The 18,623-nt window shown below is 34.1% G+C and carries 14 protein-coding genes and 3 pseudogenes; 16 read left to right on the top strand and 1 reads right to left on the bottom strand.

The window, feature by feature from the left end:
* From MHH69_RS10070 to MHH69_RS09990, 16 genes and pseudogenes are all read left to right on the top strand, one after another.
* Positions 1-885, top strand: a complete 885-nt coding sequence (locus MHH69_RS10070; protein ID WP_341362246.1) for a polyprenyl synthetase family protein — start codon at positions 1-3, stop codon at positions 883-885.
* A 91-nt stretch (positions 886-976) separates the two neighbouring features.
* The gene (gene dxs / locus MHH69_RS10065; RefSeq protein WP_122971843.1) at positions 977-2,881 is read left to right on the top strand and encodes a 1-deoxy-D-xylulose-5-phosphate synthase; all 1,905 of its coding nucleotides are present in this window, start codon (positions 977-979) and stop codon (positions 2,879-2,881) included.
* Positions 2,878-3,696, top strand: coding sequence for a TlyA family RNA methyltransferase (locus MHH69_RS10060; protein ID WP_122971842.1), 819 nt, complete (start codon positions 2,878-2,880; stop codon positions 3,694-3,696). Before dxs ends, MHH69_RS10060 begins: the two co-directional genes overlap by 4 nt.
* Positions 3,697-3,842: 146 nt before the next feature.
* On the top strand, positions 3,843-4,292 hold the full coding sequence (gene ahrC / locus MHH69_RS10055) for a transcriptional regulator AhrC/ArgR (protein WP_122971841.1): 450 nt from the start codon (positions 3,843-3,845) through the stop codon (positions 4,290-4,292).
* Positions 4,293-4,355: 63 nt separating this feature from the next.
* The gene (recN, locus tag MHH69_RS10050) at positions 4,356-6,059 is read left to right on the top strand and encodes a DNA repair protein RecN (RefSeq protein ID WP_341362245.1); all 1,704 of its coding nucleotides are present in this window, start codon (positions 4,356-4,358) and stop codon (positions 6,057-6,059) included.
* 180 nt (positions 6,060-6,239) lie between these two features.
* The gene (locus MHH69_RS10045; protein ID WP_122971839.1) at positions 6,240-7,190 is read left to right on the top strand and encodes a SpoIVB peptidase S55 domain-containing protein; all 951 of its coding nucleotides are present in this window, start codon (positions 6,240-6,242) and stop codon (positions 7,188-7,190) included.
* 286 nt (positions 7,191-7,476) lie between these two features.
* Complete coding sequence (spo0A, locus tag MHH69_RS10040; RefSeq protein WP_341362244.1) at positions 7,477-8,268, top strand: sporulation transcription factor Spo0A; 792 nt, start codon at positions 7,477-7,479, stop codon at positions 8,266-8,268.
* 186 nt (positions 8,269-8,454) lie between these two features.
* Positions 8,455-9,428, top strand: a pseudogene (locus MHH69_RS10035) (tyrosine-type recombinase/integrase).
* Between the two features lie 2 nt (positions 9,429-9,430).
* Positions 9,431-9,531: pseudogene (locus MHH69_RS10025) on the top strand (iron-sulfur cluster assembly accessory protein); the annotation flags it as partial.
* Positions 9,532-9,943: 412 nt separating this feature from the next.
* Positions 9,944-11,029, top strand: a complete 1,086-nt coding sequence (locus MHH69_RS10020; protein WP_341362242.1) for a hypothetical protein — start codon at positions 9,944-9,946, stop codon at positions 11,027-11,029.
* A gap of 300 nt (positions 11,030-11,329) precedes the next feature.
* A protein-coding gene (locus tag MHH69_RS10015) for an IS3 family transposase (RefSeq protein WP_445954569.1) occupies positions 11,330-12,444 on the top strand; the annotation gives its coding sequence in 2 pieces (ribosomal slippage) (positions 11,330-11,576 and positions 11,576-12,444; 1,116 coding nt in all).
* 731 nt (positions 12,445-13,175) lie between these two features.
* Positions 13,176-13,271, top strand: a pseudogene (locus tag MHH69_RS10010) (sporulation initiation factor Spo0A C-terminal domain-containing protein); the annotation flags it as partial.
* A gap of 330 nt (positions 13,272-13,601) precedes the next feature.
* Positions 13,602-15,164: a hypothetical protein gene (locus tag MHH69_RS10005; protein ID WP_122973293.1), complete on the top strand. Its 1,563-nt coding sequence runs from the start codon at positions 13,602-13,604 to the stop codon at positions 15,162-15,164.
* Between the two features lie 145 nt (positions 15,165-15,309).
* Positions 15,310-15,747 (top strand): phage holin family protein, encoded by a 438-nt coding sequence (locus tag MHH69_RS10000; protein WP_122973294.1) that lies wholly within the window; start codon positions 15,310-15,312, stop codon positions 15,745-15,747.
* A gap of 98 nt (positions 15,748-15,845) precedes the next feature.
* Positions 15,846-17,417, top strand: coding sequence for a DUF342 domain-containing protein (locus tag MHH69_RS09995; protein ID WP_122973295.1), 1,572 nt, complete (start codon positions 15,846-15,848; stop codon positions 17,415-17,417).
* Positions 17,417-18,157, top strand: coding sequence for a glycerophosphodiester phosphodiesterase (locus tag MHH69_RS09990; protein ID WP_122973296.1), 741 nt, complete (start codon positions 17,417-17,419; stop codon positions 18,155-18,157). Before MHH69_RS09995 ends, MHH69_RS09990 begins: the two co-directional genes overlap by 1 nt.
* Positions 18,158-18,191: 34 nt before the next feature.
* Here the strand turns inward: MHH69_RS09990 and MHH69_RS09985 are convergent, their stop codons facing one another.
* The gene (locus MHH69_RS09985) at positions 18,192-18,434 is read right to left on the bottom strand and encodes a DUF2627 domain-containing protein (protein ID WP_122973297.1); all 243 of its coding nucleotides are present in this window, start codon (positions 18,432-18,434) and stop codon (positions 18,192-18,194) included.
* Between the last annotated feature and the right edge of the window lie 189 nt (positions 18,435-18,623).

Below are 18,623 nucleotides of genomic sequence, written 5' to 3'. Positions count from 1 at the left end.
ATGACAAATCGTATAAAGGAATTTATTGCTGATAATTTACCTAAAATTGAGAATGAGTTATACTCATTAGTTCAATGTATTAAAGCGCCAGAACAATTAAAAGAATCTATGCTCTATTCGTTAAAAGCTGGCGGGAAAAGAATTCGCCCCCTTTTTGTTTTAGCAGTATGTGATTTGTTTCAAAATAAACAACATGAAGCATTCACTGTCGGTGCAGCTGTGGAAATGATTCATACATATTCACTTATCCACGATGATTTACCAAGTATGGATAATGATGATATGCGAAGAGGTAAACCGACAAATCATATTGTTTTCGGTGAAGCATTAGCAACATTAGCTGGCGATGCGCTAAACACATTAAGCTTTGGTATTTTAGCGAGAATGGAAAACGTTCCATCCAATCAACGGGTTGAGCTAATTAATTTATTAAGTATCGCTTCAGGTGCTGAAGGTATGGTTGGTGGACAAGTATTAGACATCGATGGGGAATCTCGTCAATTAAATTTACCTGAGCTTGAACATGTCCATATAAATAAAACAGGAGCAATTTTACGTTTTAGTATAGAGTCAGGTGCTGTTTTATCAAATGCAAGTGAAGAAGAACGGGCGGCATTAGTAGAATATGCCCACCATATCGGCTTAGCATTCCAAATCCAAGATGACATTTTAGATATTGTTGCCACTTCCGAAGAACTTGGAAAAACTGCTGGGAAAGATGAAAAAAGTAATAAAAGCACGTATCCAGCATTACTTACTCTCGAAGGAGCAAAGCAAAAGTTAGAAGAACACTATCATTTTGCCATAGAAGCGCTAGAAAGAGTGGAGAAGGACACTTCTTTATTAAAGGAGTTTGCCCAATATATTGTTCATCGAAATAATTAAAAAATAGCAAATTCTTTTGATTAAAAGTTTTCACTGGTATAATAGTAAAAACGTTTTCTTTGATTAATAATTATGAAAAGGTGTGTGTGAGATGGATTTAACCAAAATTACTAGTCCATCCTTTTTGAAAAATATGAATAAAAAAGAGTTAGAGTCACTAGCAAGTGATATTCGCTCTTTTCTTATTGAAAAATGTTCGATTACAGGGGGACATATTGGCCCAAACCTAGGTGTTGTTGAGTTAACGATCGCATTGCATAAGGCTTTTAATAGTCCGAAGGATAAATTTTTATGGGATGTAGGGCACCAAGCTTATGTTCATAAAATATTAACAGGTCGCGCAGATCAATTTGATACTTTACGACAATTTAAAGGTCTAAGCGGCTTTCCAAAGCGCAGTGAAAGTGAACACGACGAATGGGAAACTGGCCATAGTTCCACGTCTCTTTCTGCTGCGATGGGTATGGCTATTGCTCGTGATATTAAAAAAGAAAAAAATTATGTTATTCCAATTATTGGAGACGGTGCATTAACAGGTGGAATGGCTTTAGAAGCTCTAAACCATATTGGCCATGAAAAAAAGAACATGATTGTCATTTTAAATGATAATGAAATGTCTATCGCTCCAAACGTTGGTGCATTACACAATATTTTAGGTCGACTGCGTACAGCAAAAGAGTATTCAAAGGCAAAAGAGGAATTGGAAGTACTATTGAAAAAAATTCCTGTGTTAGGTGGAAAAGTTGCGAGTACTGCTGAACGAGTAAAGGACAGTTTAAAATATTTAGTTGTTTCAGGTGTATTCTTTGAAGAAATGGGCTTTAAATATTTAGGTCCAATTGACGGACACGATTTTGAAGCTTTAGAAAAATCGCTTGAGTATGCGAAAAAAGTAAAAGGTCCTGTCATTGTTCACGTCATTACGAAAAAAGGAAAAGGGTATAAACCAGCTGAAGAAGATACTGTAGGGACATGGCATGGTACAGGTCCTTATAAAATGGAAACTGGTGACTTTGTTAAATCTTCTGCAAAAGGTCCAAGTTGGAGCAGCTTAGTTTCGGAATCAGTTCGTAAGCTAATGGAAGATGATGAACGGATTGTGGCTATTACACCCGCGATGCCGGTTGGTTCAAAAATGGAAGGAATTCAACGTTCATTCCCTGATCGTTTCTTTGATGTTGGGATTGCTGAACAACATGCAACAACGATGGCAGCAGGTATTGCTACTCAAGCAATGAAACCGTATTTAGCTATTTATTCTACTTTCCTACAACGGGCGTATGATCAAGTATTACATGATATTGCAAGACCAAACTTAAACGTATTCATTGGAATTGATCGTGCTGGTTTAGTTGGTGCGGATGGCGAAACCCACCAAGGTGTATTCGATATCGCGTTCTTAAGACATTTACCGAATATGGTTCTTATGATGCCAAAGGATGAAAATGAAGGTCAACATATGGTAAAAACGGCGATTGAATATAATGATGGACCGATTGCGCTACGTTATCCTCGTGGTAACGGTTATGGTGTACCGATGGATAAAGAAATGAAAACAATCCCTATCGGTAGCTGGGAAATACTAAAAGAAGGTAAGGATGTTGCGATTTTAACCTTTGGTACGACAATTCCAATGGCGATGGATGCTGCTAAAGAATTAGAACAAGCAGGAATTGATGTAAAAGTTGTGAATGCTCGTTTCATTAAACCTTTAGATGTTGATATGCTACATGAATTATTAGCGAAAAAGGTTCCAATCTTAACGATTGAAGAAGCTGTTCTTCAAGGTGGATTTGGTAGTGCGGTTCTTGAGTTTGCTAGTGAAAATAAATACTTAGATGTGGAAATCGACCGAATGGGTATTCCAGATCAATTTATTGAACAAGGTAGCGTTGATTTGTTATTGGAAGAAATTCATCTTACAAAAGAAGAAGCCGTTGAACGCCTTCGAAAATTGGCGAATAGTAACAAAAAAGTAGGAACGAAATTAGTATGACGAAACAAATCAAAGAGCGGGTGGACATATTACTTGTTGAAAGAGGATTATGTGAAACTCGTGAAAAAGCAAAACGCTCTATTATGGCGGGATTAGTTTATTCCAATGAAACCCGTATCGATAAAGCTGGTGAAAAGATTTCTATCGATGCACCTCTCCAAGTAAAAGGGTCTCAACTGAAATATGTCAGTCGTGGAGGTCTAAAACTGGAAAAGGCATTAGAAGTGTTTGATATGTCCGTTGAAGGAAAATTGATGTTGGACATTGGTTCATCAACAGGTGGTTTTACGGACTGTGCTTTACAAAATGGGGCGAAACATTGTTATGCCCTCGATGTCGGATCGAATCAGCTTGCTTGGAAAATTCGTTCCGATGAACGGGTTACGGTAATGGAGAAAACAAATTTTCGATATTCTAAACCGGAAGACTTCACAGAAGGGTTGCCGGAATTTGCAACGATTGATGTTTCTTTTATTTCCCTTTCTTTAATATTACCGGTTTTAAAAACAATTTTATTGCCAGGTGGAGATGTGATGGCGCTAGTAAAGCCACAATTTGAAGCTGGGCGTGAAAATGTAGGGAAAAAAGGCATAGTCCGTGATCCGAAAATTCATTTACAAGTATTAGAAGATACGGCTAAAATGGCAACGGATATCGGATTTGTTGTAAAAAATGCTTCTTATTCACCGATAACAGGCGGTGAAGGGAATATTGAATTTTTATTCCATTTAGTAAATCCAAAAGCGAATGAAGAAGTAGAACCTTTTACTAACTTCAAAGAGATTGTAGAAGCAGCACATAGTGAATTAAAATAACTATTGGATAATTGGTATACATGAAAATTTATGATACCCAAAATAAGTGGGTGACTCTTCATATAAGGGTCATCCACTTTTTCTTGAGGTTTTATAGGTGGAATGTTAGTATAAATATACATATATATTCATAAGAGGTGAACAGGATGAATAAAGGCCAACGTCATATGCGAATCCGTGAAATTGTAACAAATAATGAAATTGAAACGCAAGATGAATTAGTAGATCGTTTAAAACAAAATGGATATAACGTTACACAAGCAACTGTTTCGAGGGATATAAAAGAACTACATTTAGTAAAAGTTCCCCTCCAAGATGGCCGTTATAAATACAGTCTTCCTGCCGATCAACGATTTAATCCATTGCAAAAACTACAAAGAGCTTTAGCAGATTCCTTCGTAAGCATTGATGGTGTATCCCATTTTTTAATGTTAAAATCTTTACCAGGGAATGGGAATGCGATTGCGGTTTTAATCGACCATTTAGAATGGAAAGAGATTTTAGGAACCCTTTCAGGAGATGATACGATTCTTATTATTTGTCGTAGAGAAGAAGATCGTGAAATTGTAAAAGAACGTATTTTAGATTTACTTTAATTTAAATGAATCTCATAAATTTTACTAATTTAGTAAAAGGGTATTTTAAGAGGTGAAGGATTTTTGTTAAAAGAGCTTAGTATACGTAACTTTGCTATTATAGATGACTTAACAGTTGATTTTTCTGATGGTCTAACCGTTTTAACTGGTGAAACAGGTGCGGGAAAATCGATTATTATTGATGCCGTTCATCTCCTTGCTGGTGGACGAGCTTCTTCAGAATTTATTCGACATGGTGCTACAAAAGCAGAACTAACAGGACTGTTCATGATGACAAATGAACATCATCCAATTTACGAAAAACTTGAAGAAGTTGGACTTGAAAGTGAAGAAGGAACGATTATACTTCGCCGGGATATTAATGAAAATGGTAAAAGTGTATGCCGGGTCAATGGTAAACTCGTTCCGTTATCCGTTTTACGAGATATTGGCTCAACATTAATTGACATTCATGGTCAACATGAAAGTCAAGAGCTGATGGATGAAAAGCAGCATATTCATTTACTGGATCATTTTGCCCATCAAGAAATAGCAGAATTGAAAGAACGGTACACTCAAAAGTATCAAGCGTATCGTGACTTCAAACGAGAAATAGCAGCTATTAATATTGATGAACAAAGAACAGCCCAACGAATAGATTTATATCAATTTCAAATGAATGAACTGGAAGAAGCTAATCTGAAATTAGGGGAAGAAGAGGAACTATTAGAAGAACGGAAACGGTTATCTAATTTCCATAAAATTTTTGAACGGGCTAATATTGCCTATGAGGCCATTTCTGGGGAATTAAAAGGATTAGATAATATTGGTGATGCGATGAATGCGTTGGATGATATCGTAGAGTTGGATGAGCAATTTAAAGATTCATCTGAGGCTGTTACAACTTCCTTTTATGCATTACAAGATGCGGCACATCAAATTAAAAATATTATAGATGAATTGGAATTCGATCCAAATCGATTGAACGAAGTAGAACATCGATTAGCTCAATATCAAACGATGAAAAGAAAATATGGGACAACCGTTGAAGAAATATTAAATTATTATGAAAAAATTACCGATGAGTTAGTTCAATTACAAAATCGAGATGAAACGATTAAAAATAACGAAATAAAATTAGCTAAAATGGAAGAGGAATTGGAGCAATTAGCAAAGCAACTTACGAGCAAAAGAAAGCATTGTGCTTCAAAACTTAGTGAAGCCATCATGGATCAATTGCGAGATTTACATATGGAAAAAGCTAAGTTTATTGTTAATTTTGATTCCTTACATAGTTTTGATGTGAATGGGAAAGACTATGTATCATTCTACATATCAACAAATGTAGGGGAACCGCCAAAATCATTACCAAAAATTGCATCTGGCGGTGAATTATCTCGAATTATGCTCGCTTTAAAAACGATTTTTTCTTCTTCAAATGGTATTACTTCAATTATTTTTGATGAAGTTGATACAGGAGTAAGTGGAAGAGTAGCTCAAGCAATTGCAGAGAAAATTGCTGCCATTTCCATCTCTTCACAAGTGCTTTGTATTTCCCATTTACCACAAGTAGCTGCTATGGCCGACCAACATTATTTAATCCGCAAACAAGTGGAGAAAAATAGAACTTATACGACGGTTTCCAATATCGATATGCAAAATCGTATAGAAGAAATAAGTCGTATGATGGGCGGATCTGAAATTACAGATTTAACTTTACAACATGCTTCCGAGCTTCTGCAGTTAGCAAAAGTGCGCAAAAAAGAGATGCAACATTTGTTTTCGTAGTAAATTTAGTTTTCCATCGTTTGAAAAAAATATTTGTCCAATTTAAAAAAGTAAAAGGAGTAGCTAAATGGCTACTCCTTTATCCACATTTTTTAATTGTTTAGACGACAAATATTTACCTCTCATTAATGATGTACAAGTGACACATAGTAAATGTACAAATCTTAAAGGAGGTGGACTATGAAATGCCATTTGCGTAATCTGTTGTCTTTGGTCCTATTCATGGTATTTATTTTTTCGCCAAATGCAGAAGCCTTTGCGAAGAAATTAATACCAATGGGTGAATCAATTGGGATACAGTTACAATTGCCATTTGTATACGTTGCCCACGATGTTTTATTACCAAATGGACATTGGTTAAAGAAGGGTGACGTCATTACAGAAGTAAACGGTTCATCTGTAACATCTGTCGAAAAAATAAAAGATCAAATTTCCTCGAATGAACTTACATTATCCGTAAAACAGAAAGCCCAAGAAAAACGAGAGCTTTCATTAACAAGTGAACAAGCAAATAATATTTTACCGTTTTTGAAAGATGAAACAGATGGCATAGGTACATTAACCTTTATAGATCCAGAGTCGAAACAATATGGTGCTTTGGGTCACCAAATAATCGATGGTGTTTTAAATGAACCCCCAGACTTTACGGACGGTTCCATCTTTTTAGCCTCCATAGAACAGATCAAGAAAAGCAGTCCGGGAAATCCTGGTTACAAAATTTCCGTTATTGATCATAACAACATTCGTTTAGGAAATGTTAAATCCAACGACTTATATGGCATTTTCGGTAGCTGGGAAAGCGACTTAAAAGAAAGTTTACGCAAACCAATTGATATTATGAACGAAGAAGAAATTGAGCTCGGTAAGGCAGAACTTTATACGGCTATTGAAGGGTCGGAAGTGGAAGCCTTTGAAATAGACATAACCAAAATCGAAGATAATTTTTTACAGTTTGTCGTAACCGATAAAGAATTATTAGAAAAAACAGGTGGTATCCTTCAAGGGATGAGTGGCAGCCCGATTATACAAAAAGGACAATTTGTAGGTGCGGTAACGCATATGTTTGTCGAACAACCATCTAAAGGGGCAGCAATTACGGTTACAGAAATGTTAAAGAAAAAACCGAAATAAGCAAAAAGACTACACTTTTCATGGAAAGTGTAGTCTTTTTTTGTTATTTATAACAAAATCATGACGTGAAATGTTTTTTGTTATAGTTTAATTAAGAGGAATTCAAAAATAATGTCGAGAAAACATGAAACCTTCGGACTAGTTTATCATTTTTTTATAAATTAAAGGAATTTTCTAACTGATGTCGAAATTACAATTGTCAAGTATAGTAAAACTGTGGCATAAAATGAGACGGAATACTAATTAAGTAGAATACTTGTATTAATGAATCTAAGGAGGAATTTTTTTGGCGAAAGTAAAAGTGGCAATTGCCGACGATAACCGAGATTTAGTCAGAACGATGGAACAATTTTTTGAAAATCATCCTGATATTGAAGTAGTAGCGACTGCAGCAAACGGTAAACTTTGTATTAAAATGTTAGAAGAATTTCAACCAGATGTATTACTGCTTGATATAATCATGCCACATTTAGATGGACTTGGCGTACTTGAGGTAATGTATAGTGACGATCGTCTTGCGAAAACTCAAGTAATCATGTTAACAGCCTTTGGACAAGAAGATGTTATGAAGCAAGCAGTTACATATGGTGCTTCCTACTTCATGTTAAAACCATTTGAATTTGATCAGCTTGTACAAAAAATATTACACTGTGCTGGACAAAAAACAGAGAGTGTAAAAAGACAAAGCATTCTTCAACCGGATGGACAAGCTAAAGTAAATCAACGGCAACTTGACACAACGATTACTGCAATTATAAAGGAAATTGGTGTTCCTGCTCATATTAAAGGCTATTCATATTTAAGGGAAGCAATCCAAATGGTTTATTATGACATTGAATTGTTAGGTTCTGTGACAAAAATTTTATATCCAGAGATAGCAAAAAAATTCGGTACAACTCCTTCTCGTGTAGAAAGAGCAATTCGTCATGCCATTGAAGTGGCGTGGAACCGTGGAAATTACGAATCGATTTCCCAAATGTTTGGTTATACAGTCCACCATTTAAAATCAAAACCAACTAACTCAGAATTCATTGCCATGATTGCCGATAAAATTCGTATTGAATTAGTGGCGAGCTAAGGTTGGTGTGATGGTATTTGTAGTAGTTTAAAGGTGTCATTACACTAAATTAATTAAGAAATAAACTACTAAACAAAGCAATAAATAACTAAATGAATATCAATTAATTCTTAAGCACGTCTATTTATTGGGTTTATATCAACTAATAAATGGAGGTGCTTTTTTATGTTAAAAAAAGACAGAACAATTATCGAAATAGATTTACAGTTAGACAATTTTATGTTGTATTGTGATGCCAAAAATTTGTCAAAAAAGACATTAAAGTCTTATGAGCAGACATTAATATTATTTAGAAATTATTTAGTACAGGAATTGGGAATTCACGATGCTTCAGAGGTTAAAACGAGTCATATAAGACACTATATAAAATATTTAAGGGAACGTGGGAAATACACTGTAACAGGTTCAGACAAGACTTTAAATATAAACTACCCAAATAGACGGGAAGACTATAAAAAGCCGATAAGTGACACTACAATAGCCAATTATACTCGAAATATTAGAGTGTTCTTTAATTTCCTAAAAAGTGAACGTGAAATAGATAACAACCCTATGGAAAAAATCGATAAAATAAAGCCTAAACGAAAAAAGAAAGAATTATTATCTCCAGAAGATATTAAGTTAATGTTAGGTGCTTATGATTTGTCTAAATTTCATGAATATAGAACATTTATTCAACTTAAATTAATTCTGGATACGGGATTACGTGCTAGTGAATGTTGTGAATTAATGCCAGAAGATATTGATTTTAAAACTAAATCGATTCTTGTAAGAAAAACTAAAAATGGTCATGAGAGGTATGTGTATTTTGGTTATAAAATGTCTATGGATTTAAAAAGATGGATTAAACATAGGGATAAATACTCAGAAATAGTGACTATTTATTTCCAACAAGCAGAGGTACGAAATTAAATGTTACTAATTTCGAAGCTACAGTTAGGAGGAAGGGGAAAGAAATCGGATTAGAAGTTCATCCACATTTGCTTAGAAATAATTTTGCGAAGTATTATCTTTTACAGAATGGTGATTTTGCTACGTTATCAAAACTGTTAGGGCATTCAGATATTTCAACAACGATGAAAGCATATTTAGATTTCTCTGACGTTGAAATTGGTAGAAAATATCAAAAACATAGTCCTTTAAATAATCTTGACATATAGACGGTGGATTATTAATGGACAATCCGAACGCCATCGCATCATGTGGCTGCGGTACTTCTTTAGAACAGCTAAAGTTAAAGGTATACCGGAAGTTTGTGACTAAATTACGAATATTATAGAAGTTAATTAGGGATTGTGAATTACAGGGAGAAATAGTCTTGTACACAATCCTCTAAATGAATAATAACAACCCTAAAGTAGCAAAAAAAGGTTGTGCATAACAAGTCTCTTTGATATGTGATGTTGCTAATAATAATCCACTAAATACACTAGATGTATAATGTGGACAAAAAGGGAGCGGTCATTGTGGCTGCTCTTTTTTAGGAGAATTCTACATTTTACAGCAGCTATTATATTAGAAGCTATTAAAATAAATAGTTACTACTTTATGCACTTTCAACTATTGTATAAAATAAGAATATGTATTAAATCAAGTTGGAAAGCTAGGTGATATTATTAATTCAAGTGTTGTACTTACAGCTTATACAGATTTAAAAGCGATTCAAAGGCTTATTTTGAATATGCGTGGAAATAAGGAATTTACATGTACACATGTGTATTCGTTACTGAGAGATATATGCTTAATCATTGATGAATTTTCAAATGCTTTTTTTACAGATTTTATTGGAATTGATGAACGAGTGAATACAATTCGAAACCATATTCATCTCTACATAAAAAAAAGAGGTCATAATCAAAAAATGTATCGGAAAGTTCTGGATTATCATATTAATGCTTATGGTGAAGATGTGAACAACATAGGATTTTATTTGAATGATGATGATGAAGTTGTTGGCAGCACACTTTATATAGCATACATTCTTATTGATACAGGTAATCTCCCTTTTCCTAGTTTGGAAGAGAAAGCACAAATTAGAGAGCGTACACTCTCTTTTGCTGAATATATAGGTGAAATAAGCGTACTATTATCACAATCATTAGAAAAGACTTTTGGCATAAGCTTACCTACCAATACTGATTTTATTGAAAGAATAGATGCAGAAAATTCGTATGAATGTAGAGATATAAATCATAAAGCTTTATTTTCTTCTGATGATGATTTAATGAATACCTTTAAACTTAGGTTGATTTTTAGTTTACAAGAAATAAACGATGTAATTTGGCTTAGGGACAGATATATGACCAAATTAAAAAATCCTTTGTTTTTAGATTCTTATATACTATTAAGATTAACAACCTTAAAGACTGATGAAATTATGGACAACTTATTGAATATAAGAAACCACTCCAAAAAACAATTTAATGAATGGAATAATGAAAGTGATGGGAGAGTAAAACGACTTATAGAGAAATATGAAATAGAAATTAAAGAAGAATGTAGTGAAATGAGGAACATGATTCATTATGACATCGATTCTGAGAATAATGAAAGTAACTTTTTTGGGTATTTAACCAACAAGATAAATCAAGAATCCAATTATCCGACAAATATAATAAATACTATTATTGATTTATATCTTAAGCCATTAAAATATGAAATTCTTGATTTTCTTGAAATTGAAAAAATTGAACCTTTTTCTGATTGGAAAATGATTGTGAACCGTCTTTCCAAATTAATCAAAGGTTCTTTGCTAAATTAAAAAGTGTAATTCTTCTAATGAACTTCGATTAGCTATGATTTAAATGCTTACAATTATTATCGAGCCTTAATAACAGGTACTCCTTCTTCTTAATGTTTTTCTAAGGTAACGATTGAGTTATTCAATTAAGTTCCTATAAGTACGAATATTATACTTATGGGAACTATAATAACCTAAAATTGTTGTAGGGGTTCTTTATTAAATCCTTTCAAAAAATACCCTGAATCGGTTACACTAAGTTGGACAGATACTATAAGGGCTAGTAGACTTAACATACTAACCTAAAGGGAGCCTGCTATTATGCCACGTCAACGTCGAACTTTTACAACAAAATTCAAATTACAACTAGTAAAGCTTTATGAAAATGGAAAGTCTCGTGCAGATATCTGTCGAGAATATGAAATAACGCCTTCTGCGTTAGATCGCTGGATTAAAAACCATCAAGAGACTGGCTCATTTACTGCAGAAGACAATCGTACTGAAGAAGAAAAGGAATTAATTAGATTACGAAAAGAAAACCAACGTTTAATGATGGAGAATGACATTTTAAAGCAAGCAGCGCTGATCATGGGACGAAAATAGATGTGATTCGAAACAACGCTCACAAATATTCAGTATCAGCAATGTGTAACGTCCTCAACATCGCCAAAAGCACCTATTACTATCACGCCAATCTGCGTGAAAAAGAAGCACATGACAAAGAAGAAGTTGAGCTTTCCAACGATATTCAACGCCTTTTTAAGGAAAGTCGTAGTAACTATGGTACTCGTAAACTTAAAGTAGAATTAGAGAAACAAGGTAAGATTGTTTCCCGTCGTCGAATCGGTCGAATCATGAAACAATTAGGACTGGTATCAAATTATACTGTGGCCCAATACAAGCTGCATAAGCAAACCTGTAATGAAGCACCAATCAAAAATGAGTTAGATCGGCAGTTTAAAACAGAAGAACAATTCGCAGTAGTTGTCAGTGATTTAACATACGTCCGTGTTGAGAAAAAATGGCACTATGTATGCTTATTTGTCGACCTTTTCAATCGAGAAATTATTGGTCACAGTGCCGGTCCAAATAAGACAGCAGACCTTGTATATCAAGCATTAGCTAGCATAAAAGGGAATTTACATAACATCAAGATGTTCCACACAGACCGTGGGAAAGAGTTTGATAACAAACTCATTTCAGGGGTCTTAGAGACATTTGGGATTCAGAAGTATGAAGGCTGCCCTTATGATAATGAAATGGCCGAAGCGATGTTCAAAGTATTTAAAACCGAATTCGCAAATGGCGCACACTTCGCTTCTCTTGAACAGCTATCTCTTGAACTTAATGATTATGTTCATTGGTTCAATAACATTCGAATTCACGGAACACTAGGCTATTTAACGCCTGTGGAATTCAAGAATAGGTCCTTATAAAGGTTGTCCAGTTTTGTGTTGACATTCCACCCTAACAACAAGTAAAGGTTATTATAGTTCCCATATGCATAGTAATGGGAAAATTGAAATTGACCTTAATTTTAAAGCGGATAAAATTGAAGAAAATGTTATTCATAAAAAGGCATATGATATAATTAAAGAGTCGAGTTTGTTAAGTTTAGATAATATGAGACAAATAGTTGTTGAGGATAACTACATAAAAGAATGTATTAAAGTAGTGGATAAAGTCTTAAGAGAAATTTACTATAAGATTTATGAGTAAGGTTGTGGTAGTAATTATACAATTGTATAGTCTGATTACAAGCTGTATTTGAGTTAATTATTATAAATCATTGTATGTCGACAGTTGCAAATTGACTAACGTTAGGATACAGTTGAATCAACGATATATACAATCATAAAGACATGGGATTTACAATCTACTTTTATGATTCTTAATCCCTTAATAATTCAATTAACGTTTATAAGGTTGGACTTAACAGGATACAGTTTATGGCTTCAGCATCAACAACTCTAATGTTGTTGTACTATGTAGATTAGTTCTAATAATTAAAAGGCAAAATGCCTTCTTTTTATTTGCAATTATTAACATACACTCTATAATTGAATTAAGTATCTAAATTAATTAAGCAATGAATACTTAAGATATAAACCTATAAATAACGTAGAATTTAGTTATTTCATTGTTTTTAAAACCTTGATATATCAACGGTTATACTGTCCACCATTTAAAATCAAAACCAACTAACTCAGAATTCATTGCCATGATTGCCGATAAAATTCGTATTGAATTAGTGGCTAGCTAAACATTCGTGGCTTATTGTTACTTTTATGAAGAGAAGAGAAAACACTTCTAATTTCAAGGAAATCCCTTGGGTTAGGAGTGTTTTTTTATTATGCCATCTTAGGCTTCCAACTTAGCTTATTGGAAGGAACTAGAATAGGATATGTACAAACAATAGTAAAACTTCCCTTTGACAGGAGAATCTGTATATAGATGATATAGATTTACTTTCTATTATGTTGTCAATCACGAAACTAATAGAAATATTGACTAACAACTATACAGTAAATGTTGTTCCGAGCACATATAGCAATATAAAGAGTACGAATGATTCGTATAAGGAGGAAGCGAAATGAGTGGTGATAAATCAAAAAATTTAAAGTTACATCTTTTCAATCAAAACAGCGGAGTGACTATGAATGAGCTTAACGAAAACTTTGAAGTTTTAGATCAACGGGAGGCAGTGATTAATTTAGGCTTAGGAGTTATTCCCGAGAATTTTCCTAAGCTGCCGGGAGAAGTAGGTGATGAAGGGTTTTTACAACGAGCGATTGACTATGCGGAAGCAAATGAACAAAACGTAACTTTATCTCCTCGAAAATATATTCTACACGATACACTCTATTATAATTGGGCTCGTATTAATGGGAATGGTGCTACGTTAAGCTTAACGACAGCTGATAAACCGATTCTCATGCATCGTGTGTTACGAGATAAAACGTCTGGAATTACTGCTAGAGGACTTTTAGAAAATCTTATTTTTGAAGGTAATGTAGAAAATCCGAACAATCACGGATTATATTGCATCTCATATTGGTCAATCTATCAAAATTTAGAATTTATAAACATCGGTGGACGTGCGATCTATATGTCCCATAAACATGAAGATGGGACGATATTAGCTACTGGTACGCTAATCGAAAACAAATTTCTAAATATCATCGTTCGAAGCTCCGGCGATACGGCGATTTTCTTAGGAGAAGCCGATAATAACAAAATTACCGATGGGGTATTAAATAACATTATTGTAGCTACAGATGCTTGGGCAGCAATCGACATTGGAAGTGCTGCTGGTTGGCATATTAATGGGGTTCATACTTATGGTATTCAAACATGGTCCCTTAATATAGAAAATGGCTTTAATACAACGATTGATAATATTTACATTGAACAATTTAGAGAGGTCGGTATTAACTTAGGTCGTCTACAACGTAATGTCATACTAAGTAATGTTAACATTGATGGCACCTATTCGAATGATGGCTCATCGTTCATTCGTATCGATAAAAGTTCATGGGTTGATGTAGGGGATACTTCTTTAAGTATTACAAATTTAAATATGTTTCATGAAGGACAAAACAAAAACGCTTATGCTTTTGGAATGATCAATCCGGTCAACATTTCCGCTACAAATGTTCAGACGAGTGGTTTAAATAAAGGAAACATTATTTTACCTGAACTAGACGATGACAATATTCAAATCTCCTCGAGCTTTTCGATGAAGGGAGACTTATCAGAAGAAGGCGATTTGTTATTGTACAATGACCGACAATTGAAAATTTGCGATTATCAAAATTTTGGCCATCAAGAAAAACATTCATTGACCTTTAAACTTCCTCCTACTTGGGATTATGGGAAAATTATCGCTCGTATTGTGATTGACTCCAGTTGGTACGATAACGGCTATAAAGTAGCCAGTTGGGAAGGAACGGTCTATATTAGTCGAAAAAGTGCTCGAGATACTATTGCGGTTTACGTGCGGAATATTTATGCTCCAGAAGGATTTAAAGTTAATCCCGTTGTTACCGTAACGAAAATAGATCAGTCGAATGCGACAATGAACGTTGCTTTTACTCAAAGAGATAAAGCCGGTACAGGTGTTGTGGCCGTTGATTATATCGTTTGTAAAGTGTAATCGTTTGGCATATGGAAGGACTATAGGGACGCATGTAATTGCGTCTCTTTTTGACCTGAAAAGAAAGAGCCTACTTCAATATAAAACAAATCAAATCCATTTAACTTAAACGAATATTCCATTTTAATTATAAAGGAGGCTGAACATGAAAGAATTTTCCTTTAATTCTATTGTTTCTCTGTTTGGGACGTTTGTTACCTACTGGTTAGGCGGTTGGGATCAGGCATTAAAATTTCTAGTAGCCTTTATGGTCATTGATTATGTCACAGGGGTATTAGTAGGGATTAAAAAGAAAAAATTAAATAGTGAGATTATGTTTTGGGGAGGCATACGTAAAGCGGTTATTCTCATTGTAATTGCTATCGCCGTTATGTTAGATACGCTAGTAGGCAATGAACAACCATTAATAAGAACCTTAGCCATTATGTACTATGTCGGTCGTGAAGGATTATCAACGATCGAAAACATCGGTGCATTAGGCGTTAAAATTCCAAGCTTTGTATCAGAACCTGTTTCCAAGTTGTCTAAGATTGACGAAGACGAAAAGGAAATCGAAAAGAAGGAGAAAAGTAAAAAAAATTAGTGCTTTCTAAATAGATGGATGTAATGTGAAAATTATCCTATAACCCTCTAAACAAAACGGAATTTTTTGTTTATACTGGAAAAAGGGGTGATTTTCAGGTGATAATTTATACGAATGATTTTTTAGAATTAACGGAACAAAACGGAAATGTCCTTTTACAAACAATTAAAAGGGGATTTCCGTTAAAAGAAATCGATATGATTTTACGGCAATATCCTCGTATTCGTTTAACCAATTTTGCTGTATTGAAAAGTACTTTAGCTACAGAGACAGAGCAGCCTGTAGAAATTGGGAAATGGTTACCGAATATTGAGATTGAAATATCAAAAGATCACATGTCCGCATCAATCTATGTCAATGAAACAGTCGAGGAATTAAAAAATAATAAAGAAAAAATTGCATCAGATATTCGTTCTTTGTTAAATGAACATAATATATGCCACGGCATTATTGAATTAGAAATCGATCAATTAAAACCAGGTAAATTATATGTTATAGCAGAGGGTACACCGCCTACAAAAGGGGAAGATGCCATCGTTACGTATATCGAAATCCCTGAAAGAAAGCCAATCATACGAGAAGATGGTAAAGCAGATTATTTTGAAATGAATTTTGTTTTAGAAATCCAACAGGGGGATTGGGTAGGGGAGAAAATTCCAGCCCGGCCAGGAATCGATGGTGTAACGATATTTGGTGAAACGATTCCAGCACCTTCTGGTCATGATGTTCCTTTAAAATATGATCCAAAATCAGTTTATGAACTAGAAAAAGACGGGAAAATTACTTTATATGCGAATAAAACGGGTGTAATTGAAATCCAACAAGGTGTTATAGCTGTTAATGATCATCTGCCGATAGATGGTGATGTCGGGATCGAAACGGGAAATATTACCTTTGATGGTTCAGTTACAATTAAAGGAACTGTCGGATCAGGTTATTCGATAATAGCAACCGGTGATATTTCGATTGAAGGACGAGAAGGGATTACCGGTGCAAAATTAATTAAATCCGAAAATGGGGACGTCTATATAAAGGGCGGTATTTTTGGACTTGATGAAACGGTAATCGAAGCAGGAGGTAATATTTTTGTCAAGCATGTAAATAATGCGAAATTACTTGCGAAAAAGGAAATTGTAATCGGTTACTATTCGATTGGTTCGAATTTAGCCGCCAATTCGATTTTATTAGATGAAAATAAAGGCAAGATTATTGGAGGGGAAGCTGTTGCTAAAAATAAGATTGTGACAGCGATATCTGGAAATAGATTGGAACGACGTACAGAATTAATTATAAAAAATTTAAATAGACAAACGCTTTTGGAAATTATTCAAGAAAAAGCCTCTCTGTTAAAAAAGACACAAGAAGAAATTATTGATTTTACAGCTAAAATTGACAGAATTATTGCAAATAAAGATAAATTGAATGTTCAGCAACTCCAAAGTTTAGAAGATTTAAAGGGCGAATTAGAAAAGAAAAAGCAGTTGTCAATTGAAATTGATCAAGAAATCAAGCGATTAATGAATGAGGCAAAGGATGCGGGGAAAGAAGAAATCGTTGTAACAAAATCTGCCTATCCGGGAACCGTTATACAAATCGGTAAAAAATCTTCCTTACTAAATCATATAACACAAGGGAAATTCCGTATAGAGTCTGGAGAGCTGAATGTTTAATGACAAATTCTATTCCGATTTTTGCTCATCGCGGGGCATCTGGCTATGCATTGGAAAATACGTTTAAAGCCTTCGAAAAGGCGAGAAAACTTGGGGCAGACGGGGTTGAAATTGATATCCAATTAACAAAAGATGATGAACTAATCGTCTATCATGATTTGGATTTATTTCGTCTAACCGGGAAACGGAAAAAAATTAATGACTGTTCCTATAAAGAACTTTTGAATTACCCAATAGGTAAACATTTTTTTCGAAAATATTCAAAGGAACGAATTCCAACCTTTCAACAAGTAGTAGAATGGGCGGATTTATACAAACTCCCTTTAAATGTAGAGTTAAAGGAATCCTTTTTACAAAATAGCGAACCGCTTATTAAAGCTTTACAACGAGTTGTTTTGCCCAAGGGAAGTCACTTCTCTTCCTTTCACGATGAATTATTGCGCATTGTTAAAATGCAAAGACCTGATTTTCAAACAGCGTTAATCGTGACAAAAAAATTTGATTGGAATACATTGGAGTCGTTATCACATATCGATGTGATTCATGCTAATAAAAAATATTATAAGCCGAGTACTTTTGTAGCGATTGAAAGGGCGAAAAAGGGAATCCGTTTTTATTCAGTGAATGGTAAAGAGCCGTTTCTTAGAAATCCACATCCCTCTATCATTGGTTGGATTACGGATTATCCAGATCGGGTAGCAAAAGCCGAAAAAAATAAAAGAAAACAGACGTTCAATTGAAGGGGACAATGTCCTTAATTTGAACGTCTGCTTTTTATTTTGGTCCTTTTTGATATTTCGGTGCAATTCTTCCATTTTTACGGTCTTTATTTAATAAATAGCCTGCAAAGAAACCAAGACCGAGGATTAAGAATACGATTCCGACAACGAACTGTAACCAAAACCATGGAAATGGTGAAATTAACTTACCAAACAATGTATCCCTCAAAAATTTGATTCCTGCTCCAGCCATTAAGGCAGGTATTAATAATACGATAAACGCTAGTAATCTTGCCATTCGTTTTACACCTCACACTTACTTTTATTTTACAATGGTCCCATTGAAAGTCAAGAAAGCATAGAAAATATATGAAGTAGAATAATAATTCAAATAATTAGAAAATTCTTAATTAATCCGTTTTTAACATTTATTGTTGCGAATTCCCATAATAAAAAGTATGTTTAAATTAGGTTGAAGAATCATTAT

Source organism: Ureibacillus sp. FSL E2-3493, assembly GCF_038077515.1.
In the GTDB taxonomy this organism is placed as follows: domain Bacteria; phylum Bacillota; class Bacilli; order Bacillales_A; family Planococcaceae; genus Ureibacillus; species Ureibacillus halotolerans.
Note: the sequence above shows the minus strand (reverse complement) of the source record. Positions and strands in the feature narration are given on the sequence as shown.